Annotated in this window: 17 protein-coding genes and 1 pseudogene; all 18 read left to right on the plus strand. The window is 37.7% G+C overall.

The genetic code is table 11. The annotated features are described in order from the left end of the window. The first annotated feature begins 247 nt into the window (after positions 1-247). The 18 genes and pseudogenes from KQI83_RS02710 to KQI83_RS02790 all read left to right on the plus strand — a co-directional run bounded on the left by KQI83_RS02710 (position 248) and on the right by KQI83_RS02790 (position 19,587). The gene (locus KQI83_RS02710) at positions 248-1,027 is read left to right on the plus strand and encodes a Cof-type HAD-IIB family hydrolase (protein ID WP_216554582.1); all 780 of its coding nucleotides are present in this window, start codon (positions 248-250) and stop codon (positions 1,025-1,027) included. Positions 1,028-1,189: 162 nt separating this feature from the next. Next, positions 1,190-1,672 (plus strand): MarR family winged helix-turn-helix transcriptional regulator, encoded by a 483-nt coding sequence (locus KQI83_RS02715; protein ID WP_216554583.1) that lies wholly within the window; start codon positions 1,190-1,192, stop codon positions 1,670-1,672. Positions 1,673-1,687: 15 nt separating this feature from the next. Next, positions 1,688-3,835: an ABC transporter ATP-binding protein gene (locus KQI83_RS02720; RefSeq protein ID WP_216554584.1), complete on the plus strand. Its 2,148-nt coding sequence runs from the start codon at positions 1,688-1,690 to the stop codon at positions 3,833-3,835. Continuing rightward, a complete protein-coding gene (locus KQI83_RS02725; protein WP_216554585.1) occupies positions 3,835-5,673 on the plus strand; it encodes an ABC transporter ATP-binding protein in 1,839 nt (612 codons plus the stop codon). Before KQI83_RS02720 ends, KQI83_RS02725 begins: the two co-directional genes overlap by 1 nt. Positions 5,674-5,993: 320 nt before the next feature. Further along, positions 5,994-7,313: an MATE family efflux transporter gene (locus KQI83_RS02730; protein ID WP_216554586.1), complete on the plus strand. Its 1,320-nt coding sequence runs from the start codon at positions 5,994-5,996 to the stop codon at positions 7,311-7,313. Positions 7,314-7,551: 238 nt separating this feature from the next. Then, on the plus strand, positions 7,552-7,818 hold the full coding sequence (locus tag KQI83_RS02735; RefSeq protein ID WP_216554588.1) for a hypothetical protein: 267 nt from the start codon (positions 7,552-7,554) through the stop codon (positions 7,816-7,818). Positions 7,819-8,011: 193 nt separating this feature from the next. Beyond that, on the plus strand, positions 8,012-8,173 hold the full coding sequence (locus KQI83_RS17285) for a hypothetical protein (RefSeq protein WP_442969771.1): 162 nt from the start codon (positions 8,012-8,014) through the stop codon (positions 8,171-8,173). After that, positions 8,145-8,426: pseudogene (locus KQI83_RS02740) on the plus strand (ABC transporter ATP-binding protein); the annotation flags it as partial. The gene KQI83_RS17285 and the pseudogene KQI83_RS02740, both read left to right, overlap by 29 nt. 191 nt (positions 8,427-8,617) lie before the next feature. Continuing rightward, entirely contained in the window at positions 8,618-9,916 is a 1,299-nt protein-coding gene (gene eno, locus KQI83_RS02745; protein WP_216554590.1) for a phosphopyruvate hydratase, read from the plus strand. A gap of 323 nt (positions 9,917-10,239) precedes the next feature. Next, positions 10,240-10,947, plus strand: coding sequence for an ABC transporter ATP-binding protein (locus KQI83_RS02750; protein ID WP_330622297.1), 708 nt, complete (start codon positions 10,240-10,242; stop codon positions 10,945-10,947). Further along, a complete protein-coding gene (locus KQI83_RS02755; RefSeq protein WP_216554591.1) occupies positions 10,947-13,418 on the plus strand; it encodes an ABC transporter permease in 2,472 nt (823 codons plus the stop codon). The genes KQI83_RS02750 and KQI83_RS02755 overlap by 1 nt, the downstream gene beginning before the upstream one ends. A 118-nt stretch (positions 13,419-13,536) precedes the next feature. Further along, positions 13,537-13,911: a MarR family transcriptional regulator gene (locus KQI83_RS02760; protein WP_216554592.1), complete on the plus strand. Its 375-nt coding sequence runs from the start codon at positions 13,537-13,539 to the stop codon at positions 13,909-13,911. Between the two features lie 141 nt (positions 13,912-14,052). Beyond that, positions 14,053-14,475, plus strand: a complete 423-nt coding sequence (locus KQI83_RS02765; RefSeq protein WP_216554593.1) for a hypothetical protein — start codon at positions 14,053-14,055, stop codon at positions 14,473-14,475. A gap of 107 nt (positions 14,476-14,582) precedes the next feature. Further along, positions 14,583-14,840, plus strand: coding sequence for a hypothetical protein (locus KQI83_RS02770; RefSeq protein WP_216554594.1), 258 nt, complete (start codon positions 14,583-14,585; stop codon positions 14,838-14,840). Positions 14,841-14,917: 77 nt separating this feature from the next. Continuing rightward, on the plus strand, positions 14,918-15,226 hold the full coding sequence (locus KQI83_RS02775) for a DUF6110 family protein (protein ID WP_216554596.1): 309 nt from the start codon (positions 14,918-14,920) through the stop codon (positions 15,224-15,226). 68 nt (positions 15,227-15,294) lie between these two features. Next, entirely contained in the window at positions 15,295-17,370 is a 2,076-nt protein-coding gene (locus KQI83_RS02780; RefSeq protein WP_216554597.1) for a heavy metal translocating P-type ATPase, read from the plus strand. A gap of 216 nt (positions 17,371-17,586) precedes the next feature. Further along, positions 17,587-18,297, plus strand: a complete 711-nt coding sequence (locus KQI83_RS02785; protein WP_216554598.1) for a TrmB family transcriptional regulator — start codon at positions 17,587-17,589, stop codon at positions 18,295-18,297. 18 nt (positions 18,298-18,315) lie between these two features. Then, positions 18,316-19,587, plus strand: coding sequence for a diaminopimelate decarboxylase (locus KQI83_RS02790; RefSeq protein ID WP_216554599.1), 1,272 nt, complete (start codon positions 18,316-18,318; stop codon positions 19,585-19,587). The last annotated feature ends 8 nt before the right edge of the window (positions 19,588-19,595 follow it).

Genomic DNA, 19,595 nt, shown 5'->3' on the forward strand with positions numbered 1-19,595 from the left:
TCTATGCAATAGGAATTTACGTCCTATTACATTAAAAACGCTCCGCTAAAGTATATCAATGTGTGATAAAATTTTTAGGGAAAAATAAGAGTAAAAATGATGTATCTGTGGCAGAATTAATGAAAAATATGATATAATGAGCGAAAGTGAGAGGAACGCACTTGTGTGTTCAGCGAACGGTGAAATTATTGAGTGATGAAATCACGATACAATAAGTAAGTACTTTGATAGATGGAGAGGACAACATATGAAAAAAGCAGTATTTTTTGACATTGACGGAACACTTTGGGATAACAAACAGCAAATACCGGACAGTACCAGAAAGGCGCTTTTGCAGTTAAAAAAGAACGGTCATTATTTGTTTATTTGTAGTGGAAGAACCAGAGTGTTTATTCCGGATGAAGCCTTGATGCCACTGGGATTTGATGGAATTGTGGCGGGGTGCGGTACCTACGGAGAGTTTCAGGGAAAAACAGAGTTTTATCACCAAATTGAATTAGAACAGATTAAAAAAGATAGTGAATATCTTAACAAACTAAAGGCTGCATATATATTAGAAGGACGTTATGCACTTTATATAGATGAGGGACGCTTTGAAGATGAGTTTTACAATGAAATGCAGAAAACCTTAGGCGACAATTTATTACGAGTTACCGGAAATGAAAATCAGTTTGAAGTAAGTAAGTTCTGCGTAAATTATATGCAGGAACATCAACAGGAATTAGAGCAGGAATTGGAAAAACGCTATGATATTATTCATAGAGACGGTGGATTTATGGAGATTGTTCCAAAAGGATTTAATAAGGCAACCGGTATTCAACAAATGTGTGAGATTTTAGGTATAGCACATGAAGATACTTATGCATTCGGTGATAGTACCAATGATTTGGACATGCTTAAGTATGTGGCGCATTCCGTTGCAATGGGAGACGGTATGCAGCAGGCAAAGGATGCAGCAGAATATGTGACTACTCCATTATGGGAAGATGGAATTTATAATGGTTTGAAACATTATGGATTGATTTAAACGGATTGATTTAAAAAGTTTATATTGTTTATAAAAAGTTTAGAATTTTTTAGAATTGCCCTTGTTGACAAATAGTCAGCAGGGGCATATTATATTATCTTGTAAATAGATAACAATGTTAAATATTTACAGAGTAAAAAGAAACACGAAGGGGATGAGACTATGGAAGATGCGAACCTGGCGAACTTAGAATTCAGCCATACCAGATTAGTGCAGGCATTTCATCGGATTCGGAAAGTAAATATCAGTGTGATGATGGATGATGTATCACAGAGTGAGTATTTTGCATTACTGTGTATCTCAAAAGACCAGAGAGAAAATCCGGAACGAGAAGGTATTTTCGTATCTGAATTGGCAGAAAAACTTCGAATTGCACCATCTCAGGCATCTAGAACGTTACGCAATTTAGAGAAACGTAAATTGGTCGGCAGGAGTGTTGATACCAAAGATCGAAGAAATACATATGTGTATTTAACGGAGGAAGGTCAACAGATCTGTGAACGTACAAGAAAACGAATAAGAGCGTATGTTAATAAGGTTTATGATGACATCGGTGGAAATCGAATCGAAGAATTAATTCAGATATGCAATGAACTGGCAGATGCAATGGAACGTGAACTGGAAACCTACACTAAAAATGATTAAGAAAGGATGGAACCCATGGGAAAGATATTCAGATACTTGAAAGAGTGTAAGGGAATGGTAGTGTGTATTGTATTACTATTAATAATACAGGCATACTGCGATCTGTCTTTACCACAGTATATGTCGGATATTGTGGATGTCGGAATTCAACAGGGAGGAATTGAACATGTAGCTCCAGAAGAGATGCGAGAGGAAACATTTGAAAACCTCTGTGTCTTTTTAGCAGATGATGATGTAGAGACAGTAAAAGATGCATATAAGAAAAATGCAGACGGAAACTATGAGCTTACATTAAAGAAAAAGGATGATATAGAACAATTAGACGATATTCTTGGCATGCCAATGCTTGTTATGTCAAATATGAGCGAGCAGGAAGGCATGGATATGGATACGATTAAGGCTGCACTTGCAAGTGGAATGATGACAAAGGAACAGATTTTACAGCAGGAAGATGCAGTAAGGGAACAACTGGGAGATATGAGTGATACCATTATTACTCAGAAAGCGTTGTTAGTAGTAAAGGCAGAATACGAGGCATTAGGATGGGATATGGGAGATTACCAGAACAGTTACATGCTTCGTACTGGTGGAAAGATGGTTTTGATGTCGGTGGTTATGATGGCAACAGCAATCCTAGCAGGAATGTTGGCTTCTTATGCATCAGCAGGTGTAGGTATGCGACTACGAGACCGTGTATTTAAAAAGGTAGTATCTTTTTCCAATAGTGAAATCGAACAGTTCTCTACTGCTTCGTTGATTACCAGAAGTACCAATGATATTCAGCAAATTCAAATGGTAGAAGTAATGCTTCTTAGAATGGTAGTTTATGCACCGATTATTGGAATTGGCGGTATTATCAAGGTAATGGGAACAAAAACCGGAATGAGCTGGATTATTGCTGCGGCAGTAATTACAATTATCGTAGTAGTAGGTTTACTTATGAAGGTTACCCTTCCAAAGTTTAAAATGATGCAGACATTGGTAGACCGTTTGAATCTGGTATCCAGAGAAATTTTAACGGGAGTTCCTGTAATTCGTGCTTTTTCCAGAGAAAAATTTGAGGAAAAGCGTTTTGACGGTGCAAATAGTGATTTGATGAAAACACAGTTATTTACCAGCCGTGTGATGTCCATGATGATGCCGGTTATGATGATGATTATGAACTGTATCACCGTAGCAATTGTCTGGTTTGGTTCTAAAGGCGTAGATTTTGGAAATATGCAGGTTGGTGATATGATGGCATTTATCACTTATACCATGCAGATTGTTATGGCATTCTTAATGATTACCATGGTATCCATTATGCTTCCAAGAGCCGGAGTTGCTGCAAGCCGTATTGATGAAGTGTTAAATACAGAGGCTGGAATTCTTGATCCGAAACAACCACAGGATGACAGCAAAAATCAGTGGAAGGGTGAAGTTGCTTTTGAAGATGTAGCGTTTAAATATCCGGGAGCGGATGAAGATGCAATTGCAAATATTTCCTTTACAGCAGAGCCGGGAAAAACTACGGCAATTATCGGAAGTACCGGATGTGGTAAGTCTACATTATTGAATCTGATTCCAAGATTTTATGATGTAAGTGAAGGAAAGATTACCGTAGACGGTGTGGATATCCGCGATATCACCCAACATAAGTTAAGAAGTCTCATTGGATATGTACCACAAAAGGGTGTGTTGTTCTCGGGTACCATTGCATCAAATATTGGATTTGCAGGTGAGGTATCGGAAGAAAAGATAGAAGAAGCTGCAAAAATTGCACAGGCAGAAGAATTTATCACACAAAAAGAAGACGGATATGAAAGTGCCATTGCACAAGGCGGAACCAATGTATCCGGAGGTCAGAAACAGCGTCTTTCTATTGCAAGAGCAATTGCAAAAAATCCAAAAGTATTCTTGTTTGATGACAGTTTTTCAGCATTGGATTATAAAACCGATGTAGTACTGCGAAAAGCATTAAATGAAAAGATTTCAGATGCTACAGTTATTATTGTAGCCCAGCGAATCAGTACAATTTTGCATGCAGATCAGATTATTGTATTAGAAGAAGGAAAGATTGTAGGAAAGGGAACACATGAGGAATTGATGCAGTCATGTGAAACTTATCAGGAAATTGCGAAATCACAGTTATCTGAAAAAGAGTTGAAAGGAGGTCTTGCATAATGAGTGAACAAAAAAGACGTCCAATAAGACGAGGACCGGGTGCAGGAATGGTACCGGGAGAAAAGGCAAAGAACTTTAAAGGAACGGTAGGACAGCTCATAAAATATATGGGCAGATACAAGATAGGTGTACTGGTTGTTTTGATATTTGCAGTTGCCTCAACAGTATTTAGTATTGCAGGACCAAAGATTTTAGGAAAAGCAACAACAGAATTATTTAATGGTCTGGTGGCAAAGGTTTCAGGTTCCGGAAGTATTAATTTTGATAAAATCGGTAAGATACTGTTATTCTTACTTGGAGTTTACTTATTAAGTGCAGCCTGCTCATTTATTCAGGGATGGATTATGAGTGGAATAACTCAGAAAGTATGCTTTAGATTCCGTGAGGATATTTCTAAGAAAATCAATCGTATGCCGATGAAATATTTTGAGTCCAGAACGGTAGGCGAAGTATTATCCAGAATTACCAATGATGTGGATACCTTAGGGCAGGGATTGAATCAGAGTGTAACGCAGTTGATTACATCTGTAACAACTTTAATCGGTATTTTGATTATGATGTTAACCATTAGTCCGTTGATGACTTTGATTGCATTAGTGATTCTTCCGGTTTCCGGTATATTGATTGGATTGGTAGTAAAAGCTTCACAAAAATACTTTGTGGCACAGCAGAAATATTTAGGAAAAATTAATGGCCAGGTAGAAGAAGTATATAGCGGACATAATATTGTAAAAGCATTTAACAAAGAAGAGGATATGCAAAAAGAGTTTGACGAAACTAACGCAGTTTTATTCCAGTCTGCATGGAAATCACAGTTTTTATCCGGTATGATGATGCCGATTATGACATTTGTAGGAAATCTTGGTTATGTGGCAGTGGCAGTTGTAGGTGGTATGCAGGTAATTAGCGGTAATATTGAAGTAGGAGATATTCAATCTTTTATTCAGTATGTAAAGAGCTTTACCCAGCCAATTACACAGGTGGCTCAGGTATCTAACATGCTTCAGTCTACTGCAGCAGCCGCAGAACGTGTTTTTGAATTCCTCGGAGAAGAGGAGGAAGACTTAACAGTAGAGCATCCGGTAAAATTAGAACATGTAGAAGGAAGTGTATCCTTTGAACATGTAAAATTCGGATATGATCCGGAAAAAATCATTGTAAATGACTTTAACTGTAAGGTAGAACCGGGACAGATGGTTGCGATTGTGGGACCAACTGGAGCAGGAAAAACAACAATGGTAAAATTGTTAATGCGTTTCTATGATGTAAATTCCGGAAGTATTAAGGTGGATGGACATGATTTGAGAGACTTCAATCGTGCAGATTTACGAGAAAACTTTGGAATGGTATTGCAGGATACCTGGTTATTTAAAGGTACCATTATGGAAAACATTCGTTATGGACGTTTGGATGCAACCGATGAAGAGGTAATTGCAGCGGCAAAGGCAGCACATGCACATCACTTTATCAGTACTTTGCCGGGTGGCTATCAGATGGAATTAAATGAGGATGCAAGCAATGTATCACAGGGACAGAAACAGTTACTTACCATTGCAAGAGCCATATTAGCAGATAATCCGGTTTTGATTCTGGATGAAGCAACCTCTTCTGTGGATACTCGTACAGAAGAACGAATTCAAAAAGCTATGAATAATCTGATGAAAGGAAGAACAAGTTTTGTAATTGCCCATCGTCTATCTACGATCAAGGATGCAGATATTATTCTGGTTATGAAAGACGGAGATATTATCGAACAGGGTAATCACGAAGAACTTCTTGCCAAAGGCGGATTTTATGCAGATTTGTATAATTCTCAGTTTGAAGAGGCAACTGCATAAGAAGAAAATCAGCAGAGCTTAAAAACAGAAACGAAAAACTGTTGACTGCGAAAAACTTTTTAGGTATAATAAATATTGCTCACACGGAGGGTAAGTTATTCATTGGAAATGACGAGCTGGATAAGGTGATAAGCTGAAATGCTTATTGTTTTATTCAGCTCTTTTTGTATACAGTAGGAAATTATGTCCTATTGCATACAAAACACTCAGCTAATGAGGCGCACCTCGCGGATAAGAAGTTAGTCGCAAGCGACACCGCTCGGGCGCGAAAGAGTCCAGCGAGCGGACTCTTTATTCTACAATAGGAAAGGAAGAGAAGAATGGATTTATTAAATGGAAATATAAAATCGTTATACTTTAAATATTTCGGTGCGGCGATAGGAAGTTCTATGATAATGTCAATTTATAGCATTGTAGACACCATTTGCATTGGGCAATATGAAGGACCAAATGGAACAGCGGCAGTTGCATGTTTTTTTCCACTGTGGACACTGATATTTGCTTTAGGGCTCTTATTTGGCATCGGGGGTTCTGTCATTATGGCACAGAAACGTGGCGCAGGCGATAAAAAAGAAGGGGACAAGTATTTTAGTGTGGGACTGATTATTTCCGTAGTGGTATCATTAGTGATATTAGTGCTCTATAATGTATGTCAGAAAGCGTTGCTTTCTATGTGCGGAGCCAGTGGGGAGATTCTGGAATTATCTGCAAAGTATGCATTTTGGATTGCAATTTTTTCTCCACTATTTCTTATAGGTCAATATTTGATTCCCTTTATTCGAAATGATGGGGCACCATTGTATACCACAATAGCAGCCATATCCGGTGGCATTTTTAATATATTTGGAGATATATTTTTCGTATTTGGTTTGGATATGGGAATTTACGGAGCAGGACTTGCAACTGCATTGGGACAATGTATCTCCTTTGCAGTTTTAATATCTTATTTATTTAAAAAGCAATGTACTTTGAAATTTACCAGGGAAAATCTGGGGTTTGGAACAAAATTAAAAAGAATTGTAGCCATGGGAAGTAGTAATTTTGCCATAGATATTGCTATGGGAGTGCTGGCAGTGATATTTAATAAGCAGATAATGGTGTATATTGGTGCGACTGCATTGTCAGTATACGGTGTGATTTCTAATATATCTACCACAGTTCAGACTTTCGGATATGCAGTAGGAGAGTCGGCACAGGCACTTATTTCTGTAAACTATGGAGCAGGAAAACCGGAACGAATCAGGCAAACGGTAAAATATGCGGGGATTTCTGCATTTGTAATAGGAAGTGTTTGTTGCTTGATTGGAATGATAATACCGATTCCGTTGGTTCGGTTTTATATGTCCACAACACCGGAGATTATTAAGATAGCACCGGCAATTTTGCGCGCTTATTTTCTTGCATTTATCTTGTTGGTATTTAACGTGTTTTCAACTTATTATTTTCAGGCAATTAATAAACCTATGTCGGCAATGGTTGTGTCTTTGCTAAGGGGTGTTGTTTTAAGCGGCATCCTGCTTATAATATTGCCGGCAGTTTTTGGTGGAAGTGCGTTGTGGTTTGCAGTTCCTGTTGCAGAGCTAATTGTTTTCCTATATGTGGGAATCAATATGAAAAGAAATCTCAATAGCAAACCTTAAATGCAAGAAAACAAGCAATCAGCTGGAAATTGTCATAAAAAGTTTTGAAAAATATTATCAATGTGATTTCTTGACAAAGAGTATAACAGTGTTATATTTTTGCAATGACTTGAGAAATTTGTAAAATGTGTTTCTCATAGTTGATGAGGAGTGCGCGCATGCCGAAAGAAGAAAACGTAATATTAAAAAGGATACAGGAAGTAGCAATTAAAGAATTTTTGGAGAAGGGATTTTTCGTTTGATTTTACAATCTTCAGCTGGAACGAAGTATGAAAACTATATCCATCAGATGGTAGAAATTGAGATTCGCTCTACCGAAGAGTATGTTGCAAGAATGAGGAAAGAAGGGTATGACATTGTAATGCCCAATCTTCAGTTAGCCCATGCCATTATGAGTGGAATACTGTCAGCATTGTCAGAATTAATTGTACATGATTTATCGAAGGAAGAGATAAAGAGTTGTGTGAAACAAGTAGGGGAATTCATGGAGGCAGGCAAAAAGTAATGGGATTTTAGAAAAGCGAAACTGACAAGTTAGTTTCGTCTCATTTTTGCTCAAAGGTTAGAAGTGACTAACTAAAAGTGTAAAAAGGCATGGTCTATTTTATAGAATAATAGAAACAGGAGGAAGTTATGAAACAGAAATCAACCACACAATGGATTGCAGAATTTGCCAGTATTCATAAAAGACATATGTAATGTCAGTAGTTTTGGCAGTACTGGGCGTATTCTGCGGATTAGCACCATATTTTCTCATAGGAAATATGGTAAAAGAATTATTGAAAGGAAATCAGGAGTTTTCCTTTTACTTAACACAGTGTTTATGGATGGCAGGATGTGCCGATTGTTATTTTGGATGAGGCTACAGCCAGTGTAGATACAGATAACGAGAGTTATATTCAGCAGGCAATTAATGAACTTTGCAAAGGAAAAACACTTCTTGTGATTGCGCATCGCTTAAATACCATACGAAATGCAAATCAGATTATGGTAATTGCAGACGGAAGAATCGCAGAGAGTGGTACTCATGAAGAATTACTGCAAAAAAATGGTATTTATCATAATTTTGTAACTGTTAGAGAGAATACCAAAGGCTGGTATACGAAAAAGTGAGAAATCCTATCATTTTAAATCCTTGATTTTAGAATCAAAATCAATTATGATAAACAAGGTTAGACAAAGCTAACTAAACGAGTGTAAATCATAAAGACTCCTCAGAAAACAATTAGAATTGTATTCACCGGAAGGCTGACTCCCTTCCGGGAGGTTTGTCTTAAAAGAGAGTTGGAAGGAGATTTCAAGAAATGGATTATTTACAGATTGAAAAAGTAATCGGAAGAGAGATTTTGGATTCCAGAGGAAATCCTACGGTAGAAGCAGAAGTAATTCTTGTTGATGGAACAGTAGGAAGAGGAACAGCACCAAGTGGTGCATCTACCGGAGAGTTTGAGGCTCTGGAGCTTCGCGATGGCGATAAAGGAAGATACCTTGGAAAAGGTGTTACCAAGGCAGTAGAAAATATCAACACAATCATTAGCGATGCAGTTGTAGGAATGGATGCATCTGATATTTATGCAATTGATAAAGCAATGATCGATGCAGATGGAACAAAAGACAAGTCTAAACTTGGCGCAAATGCAATCTTGGCAGTTTCTATTGCAGCAGCAAGAGCAGCTTCTATTGCATTAGATATTCCACTATATCGTTTCCTTGGAGGAATTTCCGGTAATCGTTTACCGGTTCCTATGATGAACATTTTAAATGGTGGTGCTCACGCAGCAAATACCGTAGACGTACAGGAATTTATGATTATGCCTGTAGGTGCTCCAAGCTTCAAAGAAGCACTTCGTTGGTGTGCAGAGGTATTCCATGCATTAGCAGCATTATTAAAGAGCAAAGGATTAGCAACTTCTGTTGGTGATGAAGGTGGATTTGCTCCTGACCTTGCATCTGATGAAGAAGCAATTCAGTATATTTTAGAAGCAGTAAAGAATGCAGGATACGAGCCAGGTAAGGACTTCATGATTGCTATGGACGCAGCTTCAAGTGAATGGAAAGGTTCTAAGAAGGGTGAATACATATTACCAAAGGCTGGTACAAAATTCACTTCTGAAGAGTTGATTGCTCATTGGAAAGGATTAGTAGAAAAATATCCAATCATTTCTATCGAAGATGCTTTGGATGAAGAAGATTGGGAAGGATGGCAGAAACTGACTGCTGAATTAGGAGATAAGGTTCAGTTGGTAGGAGATGACTTATTTGTAACCAATACAGAGAGATTATCTAAGGGCATTGAATTAGGATGCGGAAATGCAATTTTAATTAAATTGAATCAGATTGGTTCTGTATCTGAAACTTTAGAAGCAATCAAAATGGCACATAAGGCAGGATATACTGCAATTTCTTCACATCGTTCCGGTGAAACAGCAGATACTACGATTGCAGACCTTGCAGTGGCTTTGAATACTTGCCAGATTAAGACTGGTGCACCAAGCAGAAGCGAACGTGTTGCAAAATACAATCAGTTATTGAGAATTGAAGAACAGTTAGGTAATGCAGCTGTTTACCCGGGAATGGGAGCATTTAACGTAAAAAGAAAATAATTAAATAATAATATAACACCCCTAGAACTGTCATGAAGTATGAAAATGCCTCATGACAGTTTTTTTACGCGAGTAGCGATGAAAATGCTGTGCTTGCACTGGTATTTGAAGAGCACCGCGATAACTTGAGAAACTCGCAGAGCGTGTTTCTCATAGTTTCATAGGAAACACCGCGTTACTTTAAAGTACGAAAGGTCAAAAATTCCTATAAAATAGAAAATGATAAATTTTACCAATAAGCAATATTGACGAAAAGTTTGCGACGACTATAATAAGAAAAAGAGAGTTAGACAGGACTAACAAAAGATAGAGGAGGAAGACAAGTGAGTCGAACGATTGTAGAATTTAAAGATGTTGTAAAGACCTATGGAAAGGGCGAAGGAATGCAGGTCGCTGTCAATCATGTAGATTTTACCATAGAAGAAGGTGAGTTCGTGGTGATTTTAGGACAGTCCGGTGCAGGAAAGTCCACTATATTGAATATGCTTGGAGGGATGGATCAGCCTACTTCAGGAAAAGTTTTTATTGATGGAATGGAAGTATCTGCTATGAATGACAGACAATTATCCGATTATAGGGCAAAAACAGTTGGATTCATTTTTCAGTTTTATAATTTACTTCCCAGTCTTACTGCTTATGAAAATGTGGCACTTACTAAAAGCATAGTAAAAAATGCCTTGAATCCAATGGAAATGTTAAATGCAGTAGGACTGGCAGAGCACAAAGACAAGTTTCCGTCTCAAATGTCCGGTGGAGAGCAGCAGAGGGTTTCCATTGCAAGAGCTTTGGCAAAGAATCCCAAAATTATTTTGGGAGATGAACCTACCGGAGCATTGGATTCAGAAACCGGAGTCATTGTATTGGAACTGTTGCAGAACGCATGCAGAAAGAACCACAATACAGTAATTTTAGTAACACATAATGCGGATATTGCTCAGTGTGCAGATAAAGTAATTCGTATGAAAAACGGAAAGATTCGTGAAATTAAGATAAACGAGCATCCGGTTCCGGTAAAGGAGGTAACCTGGTAATGTTGACAAGAAAGATGTTTCGTGATATGAAAGGAAACTTTGGACAGTTCTTTTCGATTTTTATTTTGTCTGCATTAGCAATCATGATGTTTACCACTTTTCAGAGTAGTACTCTTGGAGCGGCAAATGCGATGCAAACGTTCAATCATAAGAGTAATCTTGCAGATGTTTGGATGTACGGAGAGAATTTTACCCAAGAAAATCTAGAAGCAGTGAAGAATTTAAAAGAGGTCAAAGATGCACAGCTTCGTATGATGGTAACAGGAAAATCAGTAAAACAAGGCAATGCACAGGTAGATGTTTACTTAGAAGATGAGAATATAGTGACAAAACCATATGTGGAAGAAGGAGCAGAATTTGATCCTGCGGATACGAAAGGTTTGTGGCTTTCAGAAAAGTTTGCCGATTATTGGAAGATAAAAGTAGGGGATGAATTTTCAGTAGCTTATAATGGAATAACCATAACCGGAACAGTAAGGGGATTGATTTCCACACCGGAATATGAATATATGTGTGCCGATACAGACTTAGATACGGATGTATCAAATATTGCTTATGTCTATATGTCTTATCGGGGATTTCCGGTGCGGGATTATGTGAACCATTTAATATCCGATGACGTTATTTCTATTTCAGATATATTGAAAAATACCCATGCATTAGATGAGGCAATGGAAAAATTGCATGAGGCAGGAATGACAGAAAATGATATTACAAAAGAAATGTTACTGGAAATGATAGAAAATTTCAGTGATGAAAAATTATTTTCCTTTATGCCATACACACAGCTTATTTTTACAACAGATGTAAAAGATGTGTTTTCCCTAGAAAAGAAAGTAGCAAATGCAATTGATAACAACTATGCGGTTTATCTGGATAAGAGTTCCATTCCGGGACTTAAAGTGTTTGCAGATGAAATGGCACAGCACAAACAGTTTTCTTATGCGTTTTCTATTATTTTTGTATTGATTGCCATATTAGTAATAGTTACTTCTATGAAACGTATCGTAGAGCAACAAAGAACACAGATTGGAACCATGAATGCCATGGGAGTAAAACGCTTTAAAATTGCATTTCATTATGTTAGCTATAGTCTGGTAGTTTCCTTGCTGGGAGCATTGGTAGGACTTTTTGTGGGACCAATGGTAGTAGGACAAGAGCTGATAGATGTTTTCTTGGGCTGGTATACCTTACCAGGATGGAAACCGGCATACTCATGGAAGTTTATTGCTATGACGTTTGTAATTGTATTAGTGTGTGCGGGAACCTCATACCTAAGCTGTCGAAAATTGATGCATGTGGCTCCATCCGAAGCACTTCGTCCGGCACCGCCAAAGGCAGGAAAAAAGTGTATTTTTGAAAAATTACCATTTTGGAACAAACTTGGATTTCAGGCACAATATAATTTGCGTGATATTTCCAGAAGTAAATTACGGGCATTTATGTGTGTGTTTGGAACGGCTTGTGGTATGATGCTTATCTGTTGTGGATTCGGATGTGACGATACATTGAAAAATGTAAAAGAGTGGATGTTTGATAAGATGCAAAACTACCAGTATCAAGTAATGCTAAAAGATGGAATTAGTACTTCACAGGCAGATAAGCTGGAAGAAGAATATAGTGGTGAACTTGTTATGACAGACAGCATTGAGGTTGCAACGAAAAAGAATGCACTTCATAAGGACAAGGCAACGGCAAGTGTGGTAGTAACAGAAGGAAAAGGCTACTATAATATTACAGATGTAAATCAAAATGTGGTGGAGGTTGAACCGGGAACAGTTGCCCTTACTTCTAAGCTGGCAAAAAAAATAGGAGTAAAGGTAGGAGATACCGTTTATTGGCATATTTATGCCAAAAATGAATGGTATGGAACAAAGGTGAGTGTAATCAGTCGAAATCCAAGTATAACCGGAATCACTATATTGCGAGAAGATTTTGAAAAACTTGGTGGAAAATTCACACCATATATGTTAGTAACAGATAATAAAGTAACGAAAGAAGCAGATAAAAATATTACCGTAGTACATAATCAGGATGCAATGTTATCCTCCTATAAAGATACCATGGAGCTAATGTATGTTATGGTATATATTATGGTAATGTTTTCTGCACTTTTAGTAGTAATTGTATTATACAATTCAGGAAATCTTTCCTTTAATGAGAGGGTAAAGGAATTTGCAACATTAAAAGTAATGGGATTTCAGAGTAAACGAATCCGTCGTTTGATTTCTATGCAGAATTTGTGTTTATCTGTCATCGGTGTATTAGTAGGTGCACCATTTGGAAGAATGGTATTGCAAAGCATGTTTGACAGTAATGGAGATTCCTTTGATTATCAGGCAGTGATAGGTATGCCGTATTATATTTTATCAGGGGCTTTCGTTCTGCTTGTATCCTGTTTGGTAAGCTTCATGTTTTCGAAACGTATTAAGAAATTGGATATGGTGGAAGTATTAAAAGGAATGGAATAGGAAGAAAAATATATAGTGAGAGATTTTACCGATAAGGGTTATTGACAATCGTTCAATAATCCTTATTCTATTATATAGAGTTAGTCACAACTAACACAAGCAAGGAAGGAAGAGTGAAATGTCAGAAAAACCAGATGTTTTAAGGTTGCGGGTATTGTTGTCGTTGATGAAAGAGGATTCAGAGACATGTACGGTTACCGGAATAGCCAAAACACTGGGGGAGGAAAAATATACAGTCAGTCGAATACTGACCGGATTAGAAAAAGAAGGACTTTTAGATCGTAGTGATACAAGGCATCCTACATTGACAGAAGAAGGAAGAAAAGCTGCTCAGGTATATGGAGAAAAGATAAGGATTACAATGAACCATTTGATTTATGAAGGGGTGGATGTTGAGAATGCAAAAAGTGATGCTTATAGCTGGGCACTTTATAATACAGAGCAGACCATTTTTCATTTTCTTATTAAGGAGGCAAAGCAGAAGTATGCCTGAAGAGATTTTTAAGATGGACCATCTTTCTTTTAGCTTATGGAAAACAAGAGGTGCTAAATACAACTGAGGAAAATATCGTATACGATGCATATAATGATCCGGAATCCTCCTAGGTATTGATTGGTATTAGATGTAACACCAATGACAATAGAAGGTGAGACAGAAAAAGGTGTACTTCCGGAAGGCTATGATGCACAGAATCTGGTAATGTATCGAATCAATGATGATGGAACCAAGACCCTGATAAAGGGTGGTGTAGAAGATGGCTATTATAAGATTGCAACAAAGCACTTTAGTTATTATGCACTAGTAGAAAAAGGAAGTACCATCACAGATGCAGAGAATACCGCTCAGATAGAGGCAAATAAAAATACACCGGTGGTAAGTTCAGGGGTGAATAATGGAAATGGACAGACTGCAAACGTTTCAGCAGGAAACAATACCACAGTAACAAGTCCGAAAACAGGTGAAAATATAGCAATGGAATATGTAGAAGCAATCGCGTTGTTAGCAGCAATAATTCTGGTTTTATCAGTTGCAAAAAGTGGAAAAAAGCACTATTGATAAAAAGTCATCAGTAATGCCATTTCCTTTCTCAGCCAGGGTGCTATAATAAACACAGATGGATTAGATATGGCTAACCCGAAAGCAGAAAAGAAAGGATGCGTATTATGGGAAGATATTATCATTTATCAAAGAAACTGACAGAAGCACAGTCAGAGGAGATTGAAAGGGAAATGGAAGAACTGGAAGATGTGGCAAGCGTAGAAATCACGAAAAACCACGACTTTATGAAGGTTATTACCAAGGACAACCAGTTTGCAGAAGTGATGGGAGCGGCAGTAAACATTTGTAGCAGAGTGGCAGAAGGTGCTCAGCTTACTTTTGCGAGATTCGCCTTTGATGATAAAATTTTTCAACAAGCATAAAAAACATGGAAAATTCACAGACATGGATGTACAATAACCTGTATACAAAAAGAAGAAACCATTAGGAGGTACCATTTATGTTGGGATTTTTGAAAAAATTTGATGTAAAGAAAACCGGTTTATTTGCAGCAGGAGTATTATTTGGCACAGCTGGCGTGAAAGTATTAGGCAGCAAAGATGCAAAGAAATTATACACTAACTGCACAGCAGCAGTTTTGCGTGCAAAAGAATGTGTCATGAAGACTGCAACAAATATTCAGGAAAACGCAGAAGATATTTATGCAGAGGCACAGCAGATTAACGAAGATAGAGCAACTCAGGAAGCAGCATATGAAGATGCAGCTGAGACTGAAGCAGAAGCACCAGTAGCTGACGAAGCAGAATAGAAGAATACCAGAGGGGTTGCCGCATGAAAGTGCGGTGACTCCTTTTTGCGACGAAAGAAGGTTTTAAAGTGAGATTTGTAATAAAACACGAAATCAGAGGCAGAATTCGTATTCATGTACTGCAGAGCCGGATGACCGATGAACAGGCAGATACACTTCAATATTATTTAAGCAGACAGAAATTTGTAACGGCAGCAAAAGTACAGGAACGTATGCAGGATGCGGTAATTTGCTATGTAGGAAACCGTGAAGATATTATTCAGGTGTTACAGAAGTTTCAATATGAGCAAGTAGAAGTACCGGATGTCTTTTTACAGAATTCCGGAAGAGAGCTAAATCGGGAATATTGGGACAAGCTGGTTAATAAAGTAGTATTACATATGGGCAATAAACTGTTTTTGCCTTATCCGTTAAGGGCGGGAATTGCAGCAGTAAAATCCATAAAATATTTGTGGTCTGGAATTACTACATTAGCTAAAGGCAAGATAGAAGTACCGGTTCTGGATGCAACAGCAATCGGTGTATCTATGCTTCGCAAGGATATTAAGACCGCAAGCTCCATTATGTTCTTATTAGGCATCGGAGAAATATTAGAAGAGTGGACGCATAAGAAGTCCGTAGATGATTTAGCAAGAAGCATGTCTTTGAATGTGAACAAGGTATGGCTGTGTAATGGCGAACAAGAGGTACTGGTTTCAGCATCTGACATTAAGGAAGGTGACCAGGTAAGAGTTCATATGGGAAATGTAATTCCATTTGACGGAACCGTAATCGCCGGAGAAGCTATGGTAAATCAAGCATCTCTTACAGGTGAGTCTATGCCTATTAGAAAGAATGCGGAAGGAACGGTATACGCAGGTACCGTAGTAGAAGAAGGAGAATTGACCATTCGGGTAAAAGAGGTCAATGGTTCCAGCAAGTTTGAAAAAATTGTAACCATGATAGAAGAATCCGAAAAATTAAAGTCATCCTTAGAAAGCAAAGCAGAACATCTTGCAGATAAATTAGTTCCATATACACTTGCAGGAACAGGGATTACTTATTTACTTACAAGAAATGCAACAAAGGCACTATCTGTATTAATGGTAGATTTTTCTTGTGCCCTGAAGCTGGCAATGCCGATTTCCGTATTATCTGCAATTCGCGAAGCAAGTGCTTATAATATTACCGTAAAAGGCGGAAAATATTTAGAGGCAATCGCAGAAGCAGATACCATAGTATTTGATAAGACAGGTACTCTTACCAAGGCACAGCCCACTGTGGTAGATGTGGTTTCCTTCAATGGAGAATCAGCAGATGAACTTTTGCGTATTGCAGCATGTTTAGAAGAACATTTTCCACATTCCATGGCAAAAGCAGTAGTGGATGCAGCCATGACTAAGAATTTGGTACATGAAGAGCTTCATTCAAAGGTAGAATATATTGTAGCACACGGTATTTCCAGTACGATAAATGATAAAAAAGTGGTAATCGGAAGTTATCACTTTGTATTTGAAGATGAAGGATGCCGGATTCCGGAAGAACAAAAGCAGCGGTTTAATGAACTTCCGCCGGAATATTCTCATTTGTATATGGCAATTGAAAATAAACTGGCAGCCGTTATTTGTATTGAAGATCCGGTAAGAGAAGAAGCAGCCGCAGTAGTAAATTCTCTGAAAAAAGCAGGCATCAGCAAAGTGGTTATGATGACCGGAGACAGTGAGCGTACTGCAAAGGCAATCGCAGCCAAAGTTGGCGTAGACGAGTACTATTCCGAGGTACTTCCGGAGGATAAGGCTGAATTTGTGGAAAAAGAAAAAGCAGCGGGCAGAAAAGTCATCATGATAGGAGACGGCATTAATGATTCACCTGCACTTTCCGCAGCAAATGTAGGAATAGCAATCAGCGATGGAGCAGAAATTGCCAGAGAAATTGCCGACATTACCGTTGGCGCAGATGACTTATATGAGATAGTCACATTAAAGGCAATCAGTAATGCACTAATGAAACGAATCAATAAAAATTATCGATTTATTGTAGGATTTAATACAGGATTGATTTTGCTTGGTGTAGGAGGAATCATACCGCCTACCACATCCGCATTACTCCATAATACTTCAACCTTAGTAATTGGATTAAAAAGTATGGAAAACTTAATTTCATAAGAAAAGTAAGAACAAGAAGCACAGATAAGATTGGTCTGTGCTTCTTTTATATTATAGGAAATGCGGTGTTACATTAAAGCACGAAAAAGTCCGGTGAGCGAACTCTTTTTTTATTAAGAGATTCCTGAGAAATTATATCAGCAATTCATATTGACATTTTCCTGAAAAAATATTATAGTGTTCCTAAAAAGTACCACTATGCAAAGGGAGGAATCCATGGATACAAAAAATCTGATTGAACATCTGGTGGCATTCGGCTTAACAGGTCAGGAAGCTCTTGTATATCTGGAACTGTTTCGTTCTGGAAAGAGTACCGGATATGAGATTTCCAAACTAACCGGTATTTCACGGTCTAATGCATATAAGGCATTGGATGGATTGACAGCGAAAGGAGCAGCCTGCGTCACTCAGGGAAATGTGAAAAAGTATGCCCCGGTTGGAATCGAAGAATTTTGCCAAAATAAGATAAGAAACTTATCAGAACGCAGAGAATATCTAATAGAACATATGCCAAAGGAAAAGGAAGAAGAAGAAGGCTATATTACCATTCGTTCTGATGAAAATATATTAGATAAGGTAAAAAATATGCTGGAAAGGGCAGAAAAACGTGTTTATATCTCCATGTGTAAAAATCTGTTACAGCAGATAGAGCCGGAACTTCAAAAACTTGCTGAACGAAAGATTAAAATTGTGATTTTAACGGATAAGAGCAGTTCTGTTCCCAATGCGAAGATTTACCAGACACAAAATAAAAAAAATCAGATTGGAATCATTACAGATTCCAGTTATGTATTAACCGGAGAACTAGGGAAAGACAAGGAAAGTACCTGCCTTTATTCCGGACAAGCGAACTTTGTACAGGTATTTAAAGATTCTATGAAAAATGAAATACGTTTGATAGAGTTAGGCGTAAAAGATAGAAAATAAAGATGAAGGAGAATTGATATGAAAAAGGAACCATTTGTAACCTATGAGCAGTTAAAAGAGATTGTAAAGGAATATCCAACCCCATTTCATTTATATGATGAAAAAGGAATTCGTGCCAATGCACAGGCAGTAAAAGAGGCATTTTCATGGAATAAAGGATTCAAAGAATATTTTGCGGTAAAGGCAACTCCAAATCCATTTTTAATCAATATTTTAAAAGAATACGGTTGTGGATGCGATTGTTCTTCTATGACAGAATTAATGATGGCAAATGCATTACATTTTGACGGAAAAGATATTATGTTTTCCTCTAATGATACCCCTGCATCTGAATTTAAGTATGCAGATGAAATCGGAGCAATCATCAACTTAGATGATTTCACACATATTGATTTCCTGGAAAAAACTATCGGACATATTCCGGAAACTATCAGTTGTCGTTACAATCCGGGTGGAGTATTTAAAATCAGTAACAGCATCATGGACAACCCAGGGGATGCAAAATACGGATTTACCACAGAACAGTTATTTGAAGGCTTTAAAGTATTAAAAGAAAAAGGTGCAAAGCACTTTGGAATTCATGCATTTTTAGCAAGTAACACAGTAACCAACGAATACTATCCGATGCTTGCAAAAGAATTATTCCGGGTAGCAGTAAAATTAAAAGAAGAAACAGGCGCAGACATTCGCTTCATTAACCTGTCTGGTGGAGTAGGAATTCCTTATAAACCAGATCAGGAACCAAATGATATTCGTGCAATTGGCGAAGGCGTACGCAAAGTATACGAAGAGGTTCTTGTTCCGGCAGGAATGGGTGATGTTGCGATTTATACAGAAATGGGACGTTTTATGATGGGACCTTACGGATGCTTAGTAACAACCGCTATCCATGAAAAACATACGCATAAAGAATACATTGGTGTAGATGCTTGTGCAGTAAACTTAATGCGCCCTGCCATGTATGGAGCATATCATCATATTACCGTTATGGGAAAAGACAACAGCGTTTGCGACCATAAGTATGATATTACAGGTTCTCTTTGCGAAAACAATGATAAGTTTGCAATTGACAGAATGCTTCCAAAGATTGATATGGGAGATTTATTAGTAATTCACGATACCGGAGCACATGGATTTGCAATGGGATACAACTATAACGGAAAATTAAAATCAGCAGAAGTATTGTTAAAAGAAGATGGAACAACACAGCTGATTCGTCGTGCAGAGACACCAAAAGATTACTTTGCAACCTTTGATTGCTTTGATATTTTAAAAGATATGAAGTTTTAGTGAAACAT

Origin of the sequence: Roseburia sp. MSJ-14 (assembly GCF_018918225.1) — a bacterium.
In the GTDB taxonomy this organism is placed as follows: domain Bacteria; phylum Bacillota; class Clostridia; order Lachnospirales; family Lachnospiraceae; genus Petralouisia.

What these genes read in the sequence shown, in the direction of transcription:
- KQI83_RS17285 (WP_442969771.1), top strand. Translation starts at nt 8,012, where the DNA reads ATGTCAGTAGTTTTGGCAGTACTGGGCGTATTCTGCGGATTAGCACCA.
- KQI83_RS02720 (WP_216554584.1), top strand. Translation starts at nt 1,688, where the DNA reads ATGGGAAAGATATTCAGATACTTGAAAGAGTGTAAGGGAATGGTAGTG.
- KQI83_RS02755 (WP_216554591.1), top strand. Translation starts at nt 10,947, where the DNA reads ATGTTGACAAGAAAGATGTTTCGTGATATGAAAGGAAACTTTGGACAG.
- KQI83_RS02775 (WP_216554596.1), top strand. Translation starts at nt 14,918, where the DNA reads ATGTTGGGATTTTTGAAAAAATTTGATGTAAAGAAAACCGGTTTATTT.
- KQI83_RS02725 (WP_216554585.1), top strand. Translation starts at nt 3,835, where the DNA reads ATGAGTGAACAAAAAAGACGTCCAATAAGACGAGGACCGGGTGCAGGA.
- KQI83_RS02770 (WP_216554594.1), top strand. Translation starts at nt 14,583, where the DNA reads ATGGGAAGATATTATCATTTATCAAAGAAACTGACAGAAGCACAGTCA.
- KQI83_RS02760 (WP_216554592.1), top strand. Translation starts at nt 13,537, where the DNA reads ATGTCAGAAAAACCAGATGTTTTAAGGTTGCGGGTATTGTTGTCGTTG.
- KQI83_RS02785 (WP_216554598.1), top strand. Translation starts at nt 17,587, where the DNA reads ATGGATACAAAAAATCTGATTGAACATCTGGTGGCATTCGGCTTAACA.
- KQI83_RS02715 (WP_216554583.1), top strand. Translation starts at nt 1,190, where the DNA reads ATGGAAGATGCGAACCTGGCGAACTTAGAATTCAGCCATACCAGATTA.
- KQI83_RS02790 (WP_216554599.1), top strand. Translation starts at nt 18,316, where the DNA reads ATGAAAAAGGAACCATTTGTAACCTATGAGCAGTTAAAAGAGATTGTA.
- KQI83_RS02710 (WP_216554582.1), top strand. Translation starts at nt 248, where the DNA reads ATGAAAAAAGCAGTATTTTTTGACATTGACGGAACACTTTGGGATAAC.
- eno (WP_216554590.1), top strand. Translation starts at nt 8,618, where the DNA reads ATGGATTATTTACAGATTGAAAAAGTAATCGGAAGAGAGATTTTGGAT.
- KQI83_RS02765 (WP_216554593.1), top strand. Translation starts at nt 14,053, where the DNA reads ATGACAATAGAAGGTGAGACAGAAAAAGGTGTACTTCCGGAAGGCTAT.
- KQI83_RS02730 (WP_216554586.1), top strand. Translation starts at nt 5,994, where the DNA reads ATGGATTTATTAAATGGAAATATAAAATCGTTATACTTTAAATATTTC.